Annotated in this window: 19 protein-coding genes; 6 read left to right on the plus strand and 13 right to left on the minus strand. The window is 66.8% G+C overall.

Features of this window, described 5'->3' with window-relative positions; translation table 11 throughout:
* The first annotated feature begins 51 nt into the window (after window positions 1–51).
* Entirely contained in the window at window positions 52–822 is a 771-nt protein-coding gene (locus tag DFR40_RS11725) for a sulfite exporter TauE/SafE family protein (protein WP_121458689.1), read from the plus strand.
* Here DFR40_RS11725 and DFR40_RS11730 read toward each other — a convergent pair.
* The 13 genes from DFR40_RS11730 to DFR40_RS11790 are packed head-to-tail and all read right to left on the minus strand — an operon-like array spanning window position 819 to window position 11,868.
* The gene (locus DFR40_RS11730) at window positions 819–1,505 is read right to left on the minus strand and encodes a 2-phosphosulfolactate phosphatase (protein ID WP_121458690.1); all 687 of its coding nucleotides are present in this window, start codon (window positions 1,503–1,505) and stop codon (window positions 819–821) included. The two genes, DFR40_RS11725 and DFR40_RS11730, sit on opposite strands and share 4 nt — an antisense overlap.
* Window positions 1,506–1,549: 44 nt before the next feature.
* On the minus strand, window positions 1,550–2,377 hold the full coding sequence (locus DFR40_RS11735; protein ID WP_121458691.1) for a YihY/virulence factor BrkB family protein: 828 nt from the start codon (window positions 2,375–2,377) through the stop codon (window positions 1,550–1,552).
* A gap of 3 nt (window positions 2,378–2,380) precedes the next feature.
* Complete coding sequence (locus tag DFR40_RS11740; RefSeq protein ID WP_121458692.1) at window positions 2,381–3,547, minus strand: DUF1615 domain-containing protein; 1,167 nt, start codon at window positions 3,545–3,547, stop codon at window positions 2,381–2,383.
* 5 nt (window positions 3,548–3,552) lie between these two features.
* Window positions 3,553–5,313, minus strand: coding sequence for a protein-disulfide reductase DsbD (dsbD, locus tag DFR40_RS11745; protein WP_121458852.1), 1,761 nt, complete (start codon window positions 5,311–5,313; stop codon window positions 3,553–3,555).
* Between the two features lie 2 nt (window positions 5,314–5,315).
* Window positions 5,316–5,633: a divalent-cation tolerance protein CutA gene (gene cutA / locus DFR40_RS11750; RefSeq protein ID WP_121458693.1), complete on the minus strand. Its 318-nt coding sequence runs from the start codon at window positions 5,631–5,633 to the stop codon at window positions 5,316–5,318.
* 11 nt (window positions 5,634–5,644) lie between these two features.
* Window positions 5,645–6,403 (minus strand): ABC transporter permease, encoded by a 759-nt coding sequence (locus tag DFR40_RS11755; RefSeq protein WP_121458694.1) that lies wholly within the window; start codon window positions 6,401–6,403, stop codon window positions 5,645–5,647.
* Window positions 6,403–7,317, minus strand: a complete 915-nt coding sequence (locus DFR40_RS11760; RefSeq protein WP_170160213.1) for an ATP-binding cassette domain-containing protein — start codon at window positions 7,315–7,317, stop codon at window positions 6,403–6,405. The genes DFR40_RS11755 and DFR40_RS11760 overlap by 1 nt, the downstream gene beginning before the upstream one ends.
* A gap of 17 nt (window positions 7,318–7,334) precedes the next feature.
* Window positions 7,335–7,973, minus strand: coding sequence for an alpha/beta hydrolase (locus DFR40_RS11765; protein ID WP_121458696.1), 639 nt, complete (start codon window positions 7,971–7,973; stop codon window positions 7,335–7,337).
* On the minus strand, window positions 7,970–8,278 hold the full coding sequence (locus tag DFR40_RS11770; protein WP_121458697.1) for a (2Fe-2S) ferredoxin domain-containing protein: 309 nt from the start codon (window positions 8,276–8,278) through the stop codon (window positions 7,970–7,972). The genes DFR40_RS11765 and DFR40_RS11770 overlap by 4 nt, the downstream gene beginning before the upstream one ends.
* Before the next feature lie 42 nt (window positions 8,279–8,320).
* Window positions 8,321–9,394: a VanZ family protein gene (locus DFR40_RS11775; protein WP_121458698.1), complete on the minus strand. Its 1,074-nt coding sequence runs from the start codon at window positions 9,392–9,394 to the stop codon at window positions 8,321–8,323.
* Between the two features lie 47 nt (window positions 9,395–9,441).
* Complete coding sequence (locus DFR40_RS11780; RefSeq protein ID WP_121458699.1) at window positions 9,442–10,938, minus strand: high affinity choline transporter 1; 1,497 nt, start codon at window positions 10,936–10,938, stop codon at window positions 9,442–9,444.
* A 42-nt stretch (window positions 10,939–10,980) separates the two neighbouring features.
* Window positions 10,981–11,661, minus strand: a complete 681-nt coding sequence (locus tag DFR40_RS11785; RefSeq protein WP_121458700.1) for a pseudouridine synthase — start codon at window positions 11,659–11,661, stop codon at window positions 10,981–10,983.
* Window positions 11,662–11,868 carry a hypothetical protein gene (locus tag DFR40_RS11790; RefSeq protein WP_121458701.1) on the minus strand — a complete coding sequence of 69 codons (207 nt, stop codon included), beginning with the start codon at window positions 11,866–11,868 and terminating at the stop codon, window positions 11,662–11,664.
* 207 nt (window positions 11,869–12,075) lie between these two features.
* On the opposite strand from DFR40_RS11790, the gene recA reads away from it, so the two are divergent.
* The 5 genes from recA to hpf are packed head-to-tail and all read left to right on the plus strand — an operon-like array spanning window position 12,076 to window position 16,088.
* Entirely contained in the window at window positions 12,076–13,104 is a 1,029-nt protein-coding gene (recA, locus tag DFR40_RS11795; protein ID WP_121458702.1) for a recombinase RecA, read from the plus strand.
* Entirely contained in the window at window positions 13,097–13,531 is a 435-nt protein-coding gene (gene recX, locus DFR40_RS11800; protein WP_121458703.1) for a recombination regulator RecX, read from the plus strand. The genes recA and recX overlap by 8 nt, the downstream gene beginning before the upstream one ends.
* Window positions 13,528–14,262: an LPS export ABC transporter ATP-binding protein gene (lptB, locus tag DFR40_RS11805; protein ID WP_121458704.1), complete on the plus strand. Its 735-nt coding sequence runs from the start codon at window positions 13,528–13,530 to the stop codon at window positions 14,260–14,262. The genes recX and lptB overlap by 4 nt, the downstream gene beginning before the upstream one ends.
* A gap of 30 nt (window positions 14,263–14,292) precedes the next feature.
* Window positions 14,293–15,750 carry an RNA polymerase factor sigma-54 gene (locus DFR40_RS11810; RefSeq protein WP_121458705.1) on the plus strand — a complete coding sequence of 486 codons (1,458 nt, stop codon included), beginning with the start codon at window positions 14,293–14,295 and terminating at the stop codon, window positions 15,748–15,750.
* Window positions 15,751–15,764: 14 nt separating this feature from the next.
* Window positions 15,765–16,088, plus strand: a complete 324-nt coding sequence (hpf, locus tag DFR40_RS11815) for a ribosome hibernation-promoting factor, HPF/YfiA family (RefSeq protein ID WP_121458706.1) — start codon at window positions 15,765–15,767, stop codon at window positions 16,086–16,088.
* Window positions 16,089–16,098: the final 10 nt, after the last annotated feature.

Consider the following 16,098-nt stretch of genomic DNA (forward strand, 5'->3'; position numbering starts at 1 on the left):
TCATTACCCCAGACGCCGGCGGACGAACCGCTGGTCAGCCCTGAACGACCGATGGAACTCCTCGATCCCCTGCTCGGCGGCCTGATGCTCGCCGCCTTCGTCGCCGGTCTGGTCGACGCCGTTGTCGGCGGCGGCGGCCTGGTCCAGATTCCGGCATTGTTCGCGGCGCAGCCGGGCGTTGCCCCGGCGACGCTGTTCGGCACCAACAAGTTTGCCAGCGTCTTCGGTACCGCCAACGCTGCCTGGCGCTTCGCGCGCCGGGTCGAGATGCCGTGGCGGACGATCCTGCCGGCGGCGCTTGCCGCCTTCGCGCTGTCCTATGCCGGTGCGGCGGCGGTGGCGTGGCTGCCGAAGGACGCGGTGCGCCCGCTGATCCTCGTCCTGCTGGTTTTTTCCGCGGTCTACACGCTGCTCAAGAAGGATTTCGGCCAGGCTCACCGGCCGGCTCACAGCGGCCGCCGCGAACTCGCCTATGCGATCCTGCTCGGTGGCGTGATCGGTTTCTACGACGGTTTCTTCGGCCCGGGGACCGGCAGCTTCCTGATCTTCCTGTTCATCCGCTTCTTCGGATTCGATTTCCTGCACGCCTCGGCCGGGGCCAAGGTGGTCAATGTCGCCACCAACCTCGCCGCCCTCGCCTTCTTCCTGCCTGCCGGTCACGTCATCGCGCTGCTCGCCGCCGGCATGGCGGTGGCCAACGTCGCCGGCTCGGCGACCGGCACCTGGCTGGCGCTGAAGCACGGCAGCGGTTTCATCCGCGTCGTCTTCCTGATCGTCGTCGGCACGCTGATCGTCAAGTTCGCCTGGGATACCTTCGCCTAGCCGATCACCAGCAATCCGTCGCGACGCCGGACCGGCATGGCAAAGTCGAAGCGGTCGGCGTCGGCGCACAGCTCGAGGTCGGCACCCGGCAGGTTCGGCCAGCCGGGCTGGCCGAAGCGCCGCCCGAAGTCGGATTCGCGGACGCGCCGGGCATAGTCGGCGGGATCCGGCGTCCGTCCGCAGAGCAGCGCTTCGATGTAGTCGGCGCAGGCGATGTCCTCGTCGCCGTCGCGATCGACCCATTCGCCGGTGATCACGAAGCAGACCTCGTCGGCGCCGTCGGCGAGGATGGCCGCGGCGGTGGCCCGGGCGCAGACCAGGCTGGCCGCATACAAGCGGCGGGCGTCGCCGAAGCGCTGCAGTCCGCGCACCCCGGCGGCCGTGCTGAGTACTACCGGACGCCCGGCCAGATCGGCGGCGAGCAGGCTGGCCGGCGAATTGCCGAAATCGAAGCCGGTCACCGGGTCGCCGCCGCCGACTGCGCCGATGCTCAGTGCGCCGTCGAGGCGGGCGGCCAGCGCGGCTGCCGCGGCAACCGCTTCGACCGCGTGGATCGCCGCGGCACCGCGATCGAGGGCGACGGCGGCGGTGGTGAACGAGCGCAGCACGTCGATGACGACGACGCTGTCGCGGTTCTTCGGCGGGTTTTGCAGGCGGTTCAGGAAGATCCGGGAAAACTTCATGGCGTGTCCATCGCTCGTTCTGCCGACACGGCCATTCTAGCGGTTCAGCGCGGCCGGGTTTCGATGTCGGCGATCACCTGGGCGCCGAGCAGCAGCAGGATCGCCGCCAGCTCGAGGCAGAACAGCAGGACGACGGTACCGGCCAGCGAGCCGTACACGACGCCGATGCGCGAAATCGTGCCGAAGTACCAGATCAGCCCGTGGCGCATCGCTTCCCACAGCAGTGCGCCGGCCAGGCCGCCCGACAGGGCATGCGCTAGCCGGGTGCGGCCGAGGGGAACGATCAGGTAGAAGGCGGCCAGGACCAGGGTCACCAGCGCGATGCCGAAGACCGGGAAGAGGAAGCCGGCGAGTCCGGTCAGCGCCAGGCGGTGACCGAACAGCTCGAGGTTTTCGCGGGCCAGGGCCTGCAGCGCGGCGCTGCCCAGGGTCAGCAGCAGCAGTGCCAGGGCGAGCACGAAGACCAGGCTGTAGGGAAGCAGCGCCGAGACCAGGAAGTGGCGCTTACGGCCACCGCCGCGATGGGCGAAGATCACCGCCATCGCCTTTTCCAGGACCGAGAAGGCTTGCGTGCTGAAGAACAGCAGCGTGCCGAGCATCGCCAGGCCGATGCCGTCGCGGTGCTCGAGAAAGGATGCGACGTCGGCGACGACGAAGGCGGCAGTGTTCGGCAGCAGCCAGTCGAGATAGCCGGCGATGCTGTCCACCAGTACCGTCTGCTCGATCAGGTGCGAGAGGCCGACGATCGAGAGGATCAGCAGCGGCAGCAGCGAGAGCAGCGCGTAATAGGCGATCGCACCGGCGAGCAGGAATCCCTGGTTGGCGAGAAAGCTCGCCCCGATCCGCCACAGGTCACGGCCGAGCGCGGTCATCGTTCAGCCGCCGCTGCGCCGCAGACAGCTGCGATAACGTCCTTCGACGCGCTTGGCGAACCATTCGGTGGTCAGCCGCCGGGTGATCTTCGGGCTTTTCAGCGCGATCTGCGGCATCGCCTGGCGAGCCAGCGGCTTGCCGGCCGCCGCGTCGGCCAGGGCGAAGACCTTTTCGTAGAGGGGACTGCGCGAAAACGCCTCGGATTTCTCGAGGAGCAGGTCGCGGCGGATTTGCGGGCGGCTCATGTCGAGTTGCCCGGCAATCTCGAGCAGGGCCGCCTCGACCTCGCTCTGGCCGCCGCTCGGCGCGCCGTCCTCGTAGCGCAGCAGGTCGCCGTCGGCGGCCAGCGAACGCCCGGCAAGGCGGCCCAGGGCTTGCTGGAAGGCGGCGTTGCGGCTGCTGTAGCGGCCGGCGTTGAAGTCGGCGAAGCGATAGACGATGCGGTCGTAGGGCACCGGGTAGTCGAGCAGGATGGCGGCGCCGAAATAGACGCCGCCGCGGCGCGAGAAGACTTCGTCGCGGATCTTGCGCTCGATCTTGTAGGGATAGCCGCGGGTTGCCGCGTGCTGCTCGGCGAAGGCGATGCTGACCTGCATCGGGCCGCCGGTGCGGATCGGGTTGAAGCCGCCGAACAGGGTCTTGCCGAATGGCAGTTCGCCGATCATGTCCTCGAACAGCGTGTTGACCTGGCTCTCGGTCCTGAGCGCGGCGATCCGTTGTTCGTAGCTGCGTCCGTCCGGCGAGGTCTTGCTCAGCGCGGCATCGACGACGACGCCGGGAATCCGGTAGCGGGCCTCGCGTTCGGCCAGTTCGCGGCGGACGATGCGGGCCAGGCCGGGCACCGACGGATCGGCCTGGAAACTCGATTCCTGCTCGATCACGGCGATCACCGCGCAGTAGGTCTGGGTGGCGTGCGGCACGCCGAGGTGATCGAGCGCCGCATGAAGGTCGCCGGCCCAGCCGTCGCGGTCCCTGGCGTAGGAGGGAATCAGGCGGACGATGCGGCGCTGTGCTTCCTCGCGGCTCAGCGGCGCCGGCCAGGCGGTGGCGGTCTTGCCGTCGGCGCGGCGGGCCATGTCGGTGGGCAGGGCCGCGCCTTCCTGTTCGCTCTCGAACAGCGAGCAGCCGCCGACGGCGGCCAGCAGCAGGAGCAGCGGCCAGCGACGCATGCCGGTCAGCCGGAGACGCGGTTCAGGCTGGCGAGGAATTTCGTGGCTTCCTGGAAGCCGACCACGCGGACGCCGCGGATTTCCTCGCCGGCCGGGTTGAAGAAGATGATCCCGGGCGGTCCGTAGAGGCCGAAGCGGGCGAGCAGCGCCTTGTCGTCGTCGCTGTTGGCGGTGACGTCGGCCTTGAGCAGGACGAAGCCCGACATCCGGGCGCGCACCGCCGGGTCGGTGAAGGTGAATTTCTCCATCTCCTTGCACGAGACGCACCAGTCGGCATAGAAATCGAGCATCACCGGCCGGTCGACCGTGGCCAGCCGGGCCTCGAGTTCGGCCACCGAGCGCACCGTCTCGAACGGCAGCTTCTGCGTTTCGGCGGCAAGCGCGCCGCCGCGCAGGCCGGCCAGCGGCTGCAGCGGGTCGCGGTTGCCGGCCAGGGCGCCGATCAGCAGCGCCGCGCCGGTGAGCAGCATGACGATGCCGATGCCTTTCCAGAAGCGCTGCCAGTTCTTCGCATGCGGCGGCAGCGGGTCGAGCGCGTGCAGGTAGATCGCCGGCACGATCAGCAGCAGCGCCCAGCCGAGCATCGCGGCGACCGCCGGGATCACCGGCGACAGCAGCCACAGCGCGGTGGCCAGCAGGAGCACGCCGAAAGCCTTCTTGACGCCTTCCATCCACGGGCCGGTGCGTGGCAGCAGCGAGCCGCCGGCGACGCCGACGACGATCAGCGGCGCGCCCATGCCGAGCGCCATGACGAACAGCGCCAGGCCGCCGAAGACGGCGTCGCCGGTCTGGCCGATGTAGAGCAGCGCCCCGGCCAGCGGTGCGGCGACGCAGGGGCCGACGATCAGCGCCGACAGCGCGCCCATCAGGAAGACGCCGATGCCGCGGCCGCCCCGGAGGTGGCCGGATTCTTCCGAGAGCTTGCTCTGCAGCGCGGTCGGCAGCTGCAGTTCGTAGAAGCCGAACATCGACAGCGAGAGGATGACGAAGACCAGCGCGAAGCTGCCGAGGACCCAGACGTTCTGCAGCGCGGCGGCGAGCAGCGTGCCGGTCAGCCCGGCGGCGACGCCGGCGGCGGCGTAGGTGATGGCCATGCCGAGGACGTAGGCGAGACTGAGCGCCAGTGCCCTGCCCCGCGTCGCCTGGTGACCCTGGCCGGCGATGATGCCGGAGAGGATGGGAATCATCGGGAAGACGCAGGGCGTCAGCGAGAGGCCGAGGCCGGCGACGAAGAACACTGCCAGCCCGGCCCAGAAGCCGGCGTTGCGCAGCAGCTCGGCGATTTTTCCGCTTTCGTCGCCGTCGACCGTCAGATTGCCGGTCATCGGCGGTGCCGCCGGCGTGCTCGCGGGATCGGGCAGGTTCAGCGTCACCGTCTGCGTCTGCGGCGGGTAGCAGACGCCGGCGTCGGCGCAGCCCTGCGAGACGAGGTCGAGGCTGAGCGCGAGCTGGCCGGAGCTGCTGCGCTCGACCGGGACGCGGAAGACGACTTCCTTGTAGAAGACCTCGACGCGGCCGAAGGTGTCGTCGTCCTTCTCCTTGCCCGCCGGCAGCTGCAGCGGCCCGACCTGGAGCAGCGGGTCGGCCGGATGGACGCGGAACTTGTCCTTGTACAGGTAGTAGCCCTTGGCGATCTCGTAGCGGACTTCGACGGTCTGGCCGTCGAGGGCGCGGGCGGTCGGCTTGAAGGCGACCAGCGGGTCGAGGAATTCCTGGGCGTGAACCAGGGAACTCAGGAAGGCGAGGAGGAGGAAAAGGTGGCGCATGATCATTCGGACGTTTCTGCGGCGAGCCAGTTCAGGTAGGCCGGCAGGCCGTCGGTGATGGGCAGGGCGACGATCTCGGGGAGGTCGTAGGGATGCAGCGCGACGATGCGTTGCTCGAGCGCCGGGTAGTGTGTCGCGGTCGACTTGATCAACAGCGGGATTTCCGACGCCGACTCGACGGCGCCCTGCCAGCGGTAGATCGACTGCACCCGCGGCAGCAGGTTGACGCAGGCGGCCAGCCTTTCCTCGACCAGGGCCAGCGCGATGGCGTTGGCGCTGGCTTCGTCGGGGCAGTTGGTCAGGATCAGCAGCGGCGACATCGGGGTCTCCCTTACTTGAGCAGCCGGCGCCGGGTCAGGCGCAGGGCGATGGCGAAGGCTACGGCGCTGGTCGCCAGCAAGGCCATGATGTGGATCAGGGCGTCGGCCGGCCAGTGGCCGGCGAGCAGCGGCCGGATCAGCGCCACGCCCTGGGCCAGCGGCAGCCAGCCGCCGATCGCGGCGAGCCAGCCGGGCAACTGGTCGGTCGGGAAGAAGACGCCGGAAATCAGCGTCATCGGCGTGATCAGCAGCGTGAAGTAGTACATGAAGAAGTCGTAGGACGGCGCCAGCGCGTTCCAGATCAGCCCGAGCGCGGCGAAGGCCAGGCCGGTGAGGACGATGGCCGGCAGGATGAGCAGCGCCAGCGGGCCGTTGGTCAGGCCCATCGCGGTGACGACGACGAGGATCGCGCAGCCGGAGAAGAAGGACTTGGTCGTCGCCCACAAGAGTTCGCCGGCGACGACGTCGGTCAGGCCGAGCGGGGTGTTGAGGATGGCGTCCCAGGTTTTCTGGACATGCATGCGCGAGAACGACGAGTACAGCGCCTCGAAGGTTGCCGCGTTCATCGTCGAGGCGCAGATGGTGCCGGCGGCGAGGAAGGCGATGTACGGCTGGCCGCCGATTTCCGGAAGCATCGCGCCGAGGCCGTAGCCGAGGCCGAGCATGTAGATCAGCGGATCGGCCAGGTTGCCGAGGATGGACGGCAGCGCCAGCTTCTTCCAGACGAGGAAGTTGCGCTGCCAGACGGGGAAGAAGCCGGGGCGGTTCATCAGTCGCGTAACTCCCGGCCGGTCAGCTTGATGAACACGTCCTCGAGGTTGGAGGCGCGATGCAGGTAGCGCAGGCCGTCGGCGCCGGCGAGCGCGGCCAGCAGCGGCTGTGGCTCGCGGCAGTAGAAGAAGGCGGTGTCGCCGCTGAGCTCGACGCGCGCGGCGAGGTGGCGGTGGTTTTCGGTGAATTCGGGCAGTCGACCGCTAGATTCGTCGAAGACCTCGATCACCTGCGCTTCGATGTGCGTGGCGATCAGTTCGCGCGGGCTGCCTTCGGCGATCTTGCGCCCGTGGTCGATGACGATCAGCCGGTCGCACAGGCGCTCGGCCTCGTCCATGAAATGGGTGGTCAGGATCAGCGTCTTGCCCGCCGCCTTCAGCTGCTTCAGGCGTTCCCAGATCAGGTGGCGGGCCTGCGGGTCGAGGCCGGTGGTCGGCTCGTCGAGGAAGACGATGTCGGGGTCGGCGACCAGCGCGCGGGCCAGCGTCAGGCGCCGCTTCATGCCGCCCGACAGGGTGGCGATCCGGGCCTCGGCCTTGTTCGCCAGGCTGGCGAAATCGAGCAGCGCCGGAATGCGCCGGCGCACGTCGGCGTCCTTGAGGCCGAAATAGCGGCCGAAGACGAGCAGGTTCTCGGCGCAGCTGAAATCCGGGTCGAGGTTGTCGAACTGCGGCACGACGCCGACCTTGGCGCGCGCCACCTGCGCTTCGGCGGGAATCGGCCGGCCGGCCAGGCGGATCTCGCCGGCGTCGGGTGCGGTCAGGCCGAGGCAGAGGCGCAGCGTCGTCGTCTTGCCGGCGCCGTTCGGCCCGAGCAGGCCGAAACAGGTGCCCGGTTCGACGGCGAACGACAGCCCGGCGACGACCTCGTTGCCGGCGTAATTTTTGCGCAGCCCGGCAACATCCAGTGCCATGGGCCCGGAAGCCTGGACTAGTGCCGCCATGCGCGGGTGATGATGTCGCGGATCAGGTGCAGGCGCCGATGGAAGAAGTGATCGGCACCGGGGACGACGACCACCGGCAGGTCGTTCGGTTGGGCCCAGGCGAAGACGTTGGCCAGCGGCACCGTCTCGTCGGCCGAGCCATGGATGACGATGCTGTCGTGCGGTACGGCTTCGGTGTCGTACTGGCGCGTGCCTTCGACGAAGCCGGCGGCGGTACCGACCAGGACCAGGCGCTGGGCCGGATGCCCGGCTTCCGCCAGGCGTCTGGCGACGCGCGTCTGGCAGTAGGCGCCGAACGAGAAGCCGGCCAGCGCGACCGGGATGTCGCCGCAGCGCAGCTTGGCGTCGTGGAGCACGGCGAGCAGGTCGTCGGTCTCGCCCCTGCCCTCGTCGTGCACGCCTTCAGTACCGCCGACGCCGCGGAAGTTCGGGCGGAAGGCAGCGTAGCCGAGGCTGACGAAGGTGCGCGCCAGGGTGTAGGCGACCTTGTTGGTGTTGGCGCCGCCGCCGAGCGGATGCGGATGGGCGATCAGGGCGATGCCGCGCGGTGCGTCCGGACGCTCCATGATGACTTCGATGTTGCCGGCCGGGCCGGCGACGTTGATCTTTTCCTCGGGGGCTTTCATAGCTTCAGGCGTTCGACGACGCGTCCGTTGATCAGGTGTTCCTGGATGATTTCCTCGACGTCCTCGTTATCGACGAAGCCGTACCAGGTCTCTTCGGGATAGACGACCATCACCGGGCCCTGGTCGCAACGCCCGAGGCAGCCGGCCTTGTTGATGCGGACGGCGCCGGGACCGTTTTTCTTGAGCGCGCCGATGCGGTCCTTGGCATAGGCGAAGGCGTTGCCGCCGCCGACATTGTTGCAGCAGGACTCGCCGTTTTCGCGCTGGTTGGTGCAGATGAATACGTGGTGCTGGAAATAGCTCATTTTTTCTCTCCGGTGGGGACGGCCATTATAGGCGGCGTCGTTTCACGTGGAACGGCCCGCGCCGCCGCGCAGCGTCAGCAGCAGGAAAGGCAGCGCCAGGAAGGGCCAGAGGCTGGCGACCAGGCGGGTTAGACCGTTGAAATTGAGAAAGTGCCCCTGGCGCCAGGCGGCCAGCGCCGCTTCCGAGTAAGGATTGGGCGGCGCCAGGTTGACCAGCACGGTGCCGGCGAACAGCGTCAGTGCGGCCAGCGCCAGCGCTGCCCGGGCCGGCAGCCAGAGGGCGACGAGCAGGATCGCGGCGGCCACCTGCAGCCCCTGGCGGGCGCCCGGCGTCCACCAGGCCATCGCTTCGCCGGGCCCGATCAGCACGGCGGTGCCGAGCATGCGCACGGCCAGGCCGAGAAGCAGGAAGAGCGGGACCGCGAGGCAGGCGATCCAGCGTCGGGCCGCCAGGTAGCCGAGGATCAGGCCGACGCCGACGGCGTTGCAGGCGGTGATGCCGGCCTCGATCAGCGTGTAGTGCTCGCTCGAGAACGGCAGCGCCGGGGTCAGGCCGAACAGCTGGCGCAGGTCGCCGGCGCCGAAGAGCAGGGTTTCCGGTGACAGCGGCACGATCATCCACAGACCGAGCAGCGTCAATCCCAGTTCGCCATGGGGGACTGGCGCCAGCAGCCGGTGCGCGGTGCTTTCCAGGCGGGCGAAGATGCGCGGCCCGACCAGATGCGCCCACAGCGCGCCGAGCAGGCCGCCGGCACTGTTGCAGGCCAGGTCGAGGTTCGACGGGACGCGGCTGGGCAGCCAGTTCTGCAGCGTTTCGAGGCCGAAGCTGAGGCCGGCGGCGAGCAGCGTGGCGACGATCGCGGCACTGTAGCGCCCGGGCAGACGGTGCAGGCCGAGGGTCAAAAACAGGCCGAGCGGCAGGTAGACCGCAACATTGGCGACTAGGTCGAACAGCGTCCAGTAACGCGGCCATGCGCCTTCGATGAAGGCCCATGGCGAAACGCCGGTATCGCGCCAGCCGGCGAAGGGATGCAGGCTTGCGTAAACGATCAGCCCGCACCAGGCGAGTGCCAGGTAGCGGGCGAGGACGACGGAGCGCTTGCCGTGTTGTGACATCCCCCGATTTTAGGCCGAAAGCGCGGCCCGGTCAGCCTTGGCGTGGCTCAGTGGTGATGCGGGTGCTGGCCGGTATGGTGGGTTTCGGCAGCGGCGCGGTGGTGCAGCGAGGCGTGGATGTCGCCCTGCGGCCGGCTGTGGCCGACCCACTGCGGCAGCAGCGAACCGGCGATCATGCCGAGGATGCTGACGCCGAGGCCGATCAGTTGCGGCGGTACCAGGCTGTCGTCGCCAACCAGGATCTCGACCAGCAGCCAGGCGGCGATGCCGCCGATATTCGCGGCCAGCGCGCCCTGGGTCGTCGCGCGTGCCCAGAAGGCGCCGAAGAACAGCGGCACGAAGGCGCCGGCCAGGGTCACCTTGTAGGCGTTCTCGACCATGTGGAAGATGCTCGATTCGGAGTTCAGCGCGAAGGCGAGCACGCCGCCGGTGAAGCAGACGATGGTGACGCGCATCACGCGCAGGAACTCGCGGTCGCCCATGCCCGGGAAGAAGGCACGGACGATGTTCTCGGCGAAGGCGACCGACGGGGCCAGCAGCGTTGCCGACGAGCAGCTCATGATCGCCGCCAGCACCGAGCCGAAGAAGATCGCCTGGGCGAACACCGGTGTCTGCTCGAGGACCAGCGTCGGCAGCACCAGCTGGGTGTCCTGGGCCATCAGCGCGTTGTATTGCTCGGGGTTGATCAGCGTCGCCGAGTAGGCGATGAACATCGGCACGAAGGTGAAGCAGAAGTAGATGGTTGCGCCGATGATCGACCCCCACAGCGCGATCGTCGCGGTACGGGCCGAGGTGATGCGCTGGAAGACGTCCTGCTGCGGGATCGAACCGAGCATCATGGTCATGCCGGCGCCGAGGAAGGCGATCCATTGCCAGGGATCCGGCTCGGGGAAGAAATCGAGCTTGCCGGCTGCCGCGGCGTGTTCGATGACCGGCATGACGCCGCCGGTCTGGCCGGAAATCAGCCAGGCGATGAAGAGCATGCCGCCGATGATCACGCCCATCTGGACGAAATCGAGGATGGCCACCGAGAGCATGCCGCCGAGCGTGGTGTAGGTGAGCACGACCAGCGCGCCGAGGATCATCCCGGCCTCCTGGCTCAGGGCGCCGTCGGTGACGACGTTGAAGATCAGGCCGAGTGCCTTGATCTGGGCGGCGACCCAGCCGAGGTAGGCGAGCACGATGCAGATCGTTGCCAGGACTTCGACCGTGCGGTTGTAGCGCAGGCGGAAGTAGTCGCCCAGCGTCAGCACGTTGAGCTTGTACAGTTTGCGGGAGAAGAAGATGCCGCCGATGATCAGGCACAGCGAGGCCCCGAAGGGGTCGGCGACGACGCCGCGCAGGCCTTCGGTGACGAAGGTCGAGGAGACGCCGAAGATTGCCTCGGCACCGAACCAGGTGGCGAAGACGGTTGCGGTGACCACCGGTAGCGGCAGGTGGCGGCCGGCGACGGCGAAATCCTTGGTGGTATGGACGCGGGTCGCGGCCAGCAGGCCGATGCCGATCGAAATGACGAGATAGATGACGACGAACCAGATCAGCATGGCGTGGGGTCGACTACGGCAAGGGGTTGAAAACGCGGGCGATTATAAGGTTATTGCAGGATTTTCGAGGGGAAAAAACGGCGCCGGACGGTGAAAAGTCACTGGCTTGCCGTCGACCGGATGGACGAAGGCAATTTCTGCCGCATGCAGCAGCAGCCGCTCGGCCCGTGCGGCGGCCGGACCGGCGTAGAGTTCGTCGCCGAGGATCGGGTGGCCGAGCGCCGCCAGATGCACCCGCAACTGGTGCGAGCGGCCGGTGACCGGCTCCAGTTCGACCCGGCTCAGCCCGGCCGCCGGGTCACGCGCAAGCACCCGGAAGCGCGTCAGCGAGGGCTTGCCCAGTTCCTGGCTGACCATCTGGCGCGGCCGGTTCGGCCAGTCGCAGATGAGCGGCAGGTCGATCTCGCCGGAATCCGGCCCGACCAGGCCGTCGACCGTGGCCAGGTAGTGCTTGTGCACGGCGCGCTCGCGGAACAGCTTGTACATCGCCTTCTGCATCGCTTCGCCACGGGCGACGACGAGCAGTCCCGAGGTCGACATGTCGAGCCGGTGGGCGATCATCGCTTCCGGCCAGTCGCGTTGCAGCCGGGTGATCACGCAGTCCTGCTTGTCCTCGCCGCGGCCGGGTACCGAGAGCAGCCCGGAGGGCTTGTCCACGACGATCAGGCCGGCATCGACATGGACGATCGACAGGCCTTCGGCGGGCGGCTGATAGACGCTCATTCAGTGCTGTGCCGGCCGCGTGCAACGGGCATCGAGGTAAGGGCCGGCACTGTGGCGCCAGCCGTCACCGGGCGGTGTCTGCATGCAGATGCGGGCGCCGTCGACCTTGCTCGTCCACCGGTGCCAGTAAGCCGGCCGCGCGCCGGCCGCAGCGCTCAGCGCGGCGAGCAGGAGGAACGGCAGGAGGTGGCGTTTGCACTTTCGCATCAGTCGAGTTACTGTATGGTTGTACAGTATCCGGTGGCTGGAAAAAACCGGGGCGCAAAGAATACACCGCACCCGGCGCAGGCTTCCATAAAATCCGTAATTGCCATTGGCATTTTTCCCCGGTGGCGAGTCTGGTATCCAGCCAGCAATTTCTGTTCCATCCCTGGCCCCTGTGCCATAATCCGCTCAACGTTTCGAGGTAAGAACATGGACGACAACAAGGCAAAGGCGCTCGCCGCAGCGCTGCAACAGATCGAAAAGCAGTTCGGCAAGGGCTCCATCATGAAGATGGGCGAAGCCGAGATCGACGAAGGCATCCAGGTCGTGTCGACCGGCTCGCTCGGTCTCGACCTGGCACTCGGCGTCGGCGGCCTGCCGCGCGGCCGTGTCGTCGAAATCTACGGGCCGGAGTCTTCGGGCAAGACCACGCTGTGTCTGCAGGTCGTCGCCGAGATGCAGAAGATGGGTGGTACCGCCGCCTTCATCGATGCCGAGCATGCCCTTGATCCGCAATATGCCCAGAAGCTCGGGGTCGACGTCGGCGAACTGCTGATTTCCCAGCCCGATACCGGCGAACAGGCGCTCGAGATCGCCGACATGCTGGTCCGCTCCGGTTCGGTCGACATCATCGTCGTCGACTCGGTTGCCGCCCTCACCCCGCGTGCCGAAATCGAGGGCGAGATGGGCGACCAGATGGTCGGCCTGCACGCCCGCCTGATGTCGCAGGCACTGCGCAAGCTGACCGCGAACATCAAGAAGACCAACACCCTGGTCATCTTCATCAACCAGATCCGGATGAAGATCGGGGTCATGTTCGGCTCGCCGGAAACCACCACCGGTGGCAACGCCCTCAAGTTCTACGCCTCGGTGCGCATGGACATCCGCCGCATCGGCGGGATCAAGAAGGGCGACGAGGTGATCGGCAACGAAACCCGCGTCAAGGTGGTCAAGAACAAGGTCTCGCCGCCTTTCCGCGAGGCCATCTTCGACATCCTCTACGGCGAGGGCATTTCCCGCGAAGGCGAGATCGTCGAAATGGGCGTCGCCCACAAGCTGATCGACAAGTCCGGCGCTTGGTATTCGTACAAGGGCGAGAAGATCGGTCAGGGCAAGGACAACGCCCGCGAGTTCCTCAAGTCGCACCCGGAAATCGCCCAGGAAGTCGAAGCGAAGATCCGCGAAGCGGCCAGCACCACCGTCATCAAGCCGACCAAGGCGGCCGCTGCCGATGCCTGATCTGCGGGTTCGCGCACTGCAGTGTCTGACCCGGCGCGATTACAGCCGGGCCGACCTGCGTGCCCGACTCGCCGCTCACGCCGAGAGCGCGGAAGAACTCGAGGCGGTGCTCGATGCGTTGCAGGCCGAGCGCCTGCTGTCCGATCATCGCTATGCCAGCCAGCGCGTGGTTGCCCGCGCGGCCCGCTACGGCAACGGTCGCCTGCGCCAGGAACTGCGCCAGCACGGCGTCAGCGACGGGGATATCGAGGCGGCCCTGCCCGAGGCCGGCGACGAGGGCGAACGCTGTCGTTCAATTTGGGCGAAAAAGTTCGGTCGACCGCCAGCGTCGGCGGAAGAACGTGCGAAACAGATGCGTTTCCTGCAATATCGCGGCTTTTCGTCAGAAGCGATCCGGCAGGCACTGCGCGGAGTCGATGAAGAATGAGCCAGCCGACAGCCACCCTTTCCGCTCACAACCTGAAGAAGCGCTACAAGGCGCGTACCGTTGTCGAGGACGTTTCCTTCGCGGTGCGCTCCGGCGAGGTCGTCGGCTTGCTTGGGCCGAACGGGGCCGGCAAGACCACCTGTTTCTACATGATCGTCGGCCTGGTTGCCGCCGATGGCGGCGAAGTCTATATCGACGACGAACGTCTGACCCACCAGCCGATGCACCTGCGCGCGCGTCAGGGGCTCTCCTATCTGCCGCAGGAGGCGTCGGTCTTCCGCAAGCTCAACGTCGAGGAAAACATCCTTGCCGTGCTTGAACTGCAGGGCCTGCCACCGGCCGAACTCGCCGAACGGCTCGAGAACCTGCTCGCCGAACTGCACATCGGCCACGTCCGCCACGTCAATGCCGCCGCCTTGTCTGGCGGTGAGCGCCGGCGTGTCGAAATCGCCCGGGCGCTTGCCACCAACCCGCGTTTCATCCTGCTCGACGAGCCCTTCGCTGGGGTGGACCCGATCGCCGTACTGGAAATCCAGAAGATCATCCGCTTCCTCAAGGAACGCGGCATTGGCGTCCTGATCACCGATCACAACGTCCGCGAGACGCTCGGCATCTGCGACCACGCGGTGATCATCAATGCCGGCCACGTACTTACCTCTGGACGGCCGGAAGAAATCGTCGACAATGAAAGCGTCCGCAAGGTTTATCTCGGTGAGAATTTCCGGCTCTGAGCGACGAATCACCACCTGCACCCTTCCCCAATGAAACCGGCACTTCAGCTCAAGCTCTCGCAACACCTGGCACTGACGCCGCAATTGCAGCAGTCGATCAAGCTGCTGCAATTGTCGACGGTCGAGATGCAGCAGGAGATCGAACGCTACCTGCTGGAAAATCCGATGCTCGAGCGCGACGACGACGGACCGGGCGAATCCTTCGCCGGCGCCCAGCAGTTCGACGCCCCGGACAACAAGATCCAGTCCAGCGAAAGCACCGCCAGCGAAGCGCACGAGGATGCCCAGGGCGAGCCGCCGATGACTCCCAGCGATGTCGACGACGATCGCTGGTCAAGCGATGCCGGTACCTTCACCGGTGCCGGTCGCGACGATGACGACGACAGCGACGCCCAGGACAGCCACGCCGCGACCGTCAGCCTGCGCGAGCACCTGACCTGGCAGCTGGGCATGACCCAGATGTCGGAACGCGATCGCAGCCTGGTCCGTTTCCTGATCGAGGCACTCGACGACGACGGCTACCTGTCGGCTCCGCTCGAGGAACTCTGGGAAACCCTGCCGCCGGAATACGAGATCGAAATCGACGAACTCGAGATCGCGCTGCGCCATATCCAGAATTTCGATCCGACCGGCATCGGTGCCCGCGATCTGCGCGAATGCCTGCTGCTGCAATTGAAGGTTGCCGAGGATTGCGCCGAGCGCACGCTGGCGCTGAGCATCGTCGACAAGCACCTCGAACTGCTTGCCGCCCGCGATTTCGCCAAGATCCGCCGGCTGACCGGCTGCGACGACGAAATCCTGAAAGGTGCCCACGCGCTGATCACCAGCCTCGATCCCCGCCCGGCTGCCGGTTATGCCCAGGTCGAAGCGCGTTACATCACCCCCGATGTGATCGTGAAGAAGCTCAAGGGCAAGTGGACCGCCTACATCAATCCCGACGCCTACCCGCGCCTGCGCATCAATCGGCTGTACGCGGAAATCCTCGCCAAGCAGCGTCGCGGCAACGGCAACCTCAGCGGCCAGCTGCAGGAGGCCCGCTGGCTGATCAAGAACGTGCAGCAGCGTTTCGAGACCATCCATCGCGTGACCCAGGCAATCGTCGACCGCCAGCGTCAGTTCTTCGAACATGGCGAAGTCGCGATGCGGCCACTCGTCCTGCGCGAGATCGCCGACCTGCTCGGCCTGCACGAATCGACGATTTCGCGGGTGACCAGCCAGAAATACATGGCCACGCCACGCGGCATCTTCGAGCTCAAATACTTCTTCGGCAGCCACGTTTCCACCGATACCGGTGGTGCCTGTTCTGCCACCGCCATCCGGGCGCTGATCAAGCAGTTGATTTCGGCGGAGGATGGCAAGAAGCCCTTGTCGGATAGTCAATTATCCGAAATACTAGGCCAGCAGGGAATTGTCGTGGCCCGACGCACGGTCGCCAAGTATCGTGAATCGCTCAACATCCCGCCGGTCAATTTACGCAAGACCCTGTAGAGAGAGGAGAAAAAATGAATCTGCAGATCAGTGGTCACCACATCGAAGTTACCCCGGCCCTCCGCGAATACGTCGAGAACAAGCTCGATCCGGTTGTCCGCCATTTTGACAAGGTCACCGGGGTCAGCGTCGTGCTCTCCGTCGAGAAGCTGAAGCAGAAGGCCGAAGTGACGGTGCACGTGCCGGGCAAGGACATGCATGTCGAGGAAGCCGGTGACGATCTCTACGCGGCCATCGATGCGATGTTCGACAAGCTCGACCGCCAGGTCCAGAAGTACAAGCAGAAGCTGCAGGACCACCATCGGGGCGAAAAGGCGTCGCTGCACATCGACGAATAAGCCCGAATCA

The sequence above is a fragment of the Azonexus fungiphilus genome (assembly GCF_003634965.1).
GTDB classification, from domain to species: Bacteria; Pseudomonadota; Gammaproteobacteria; order Burkholderiales; family Rhodocyclaceae; genus Azonexus; species Azonexus fungiphilus.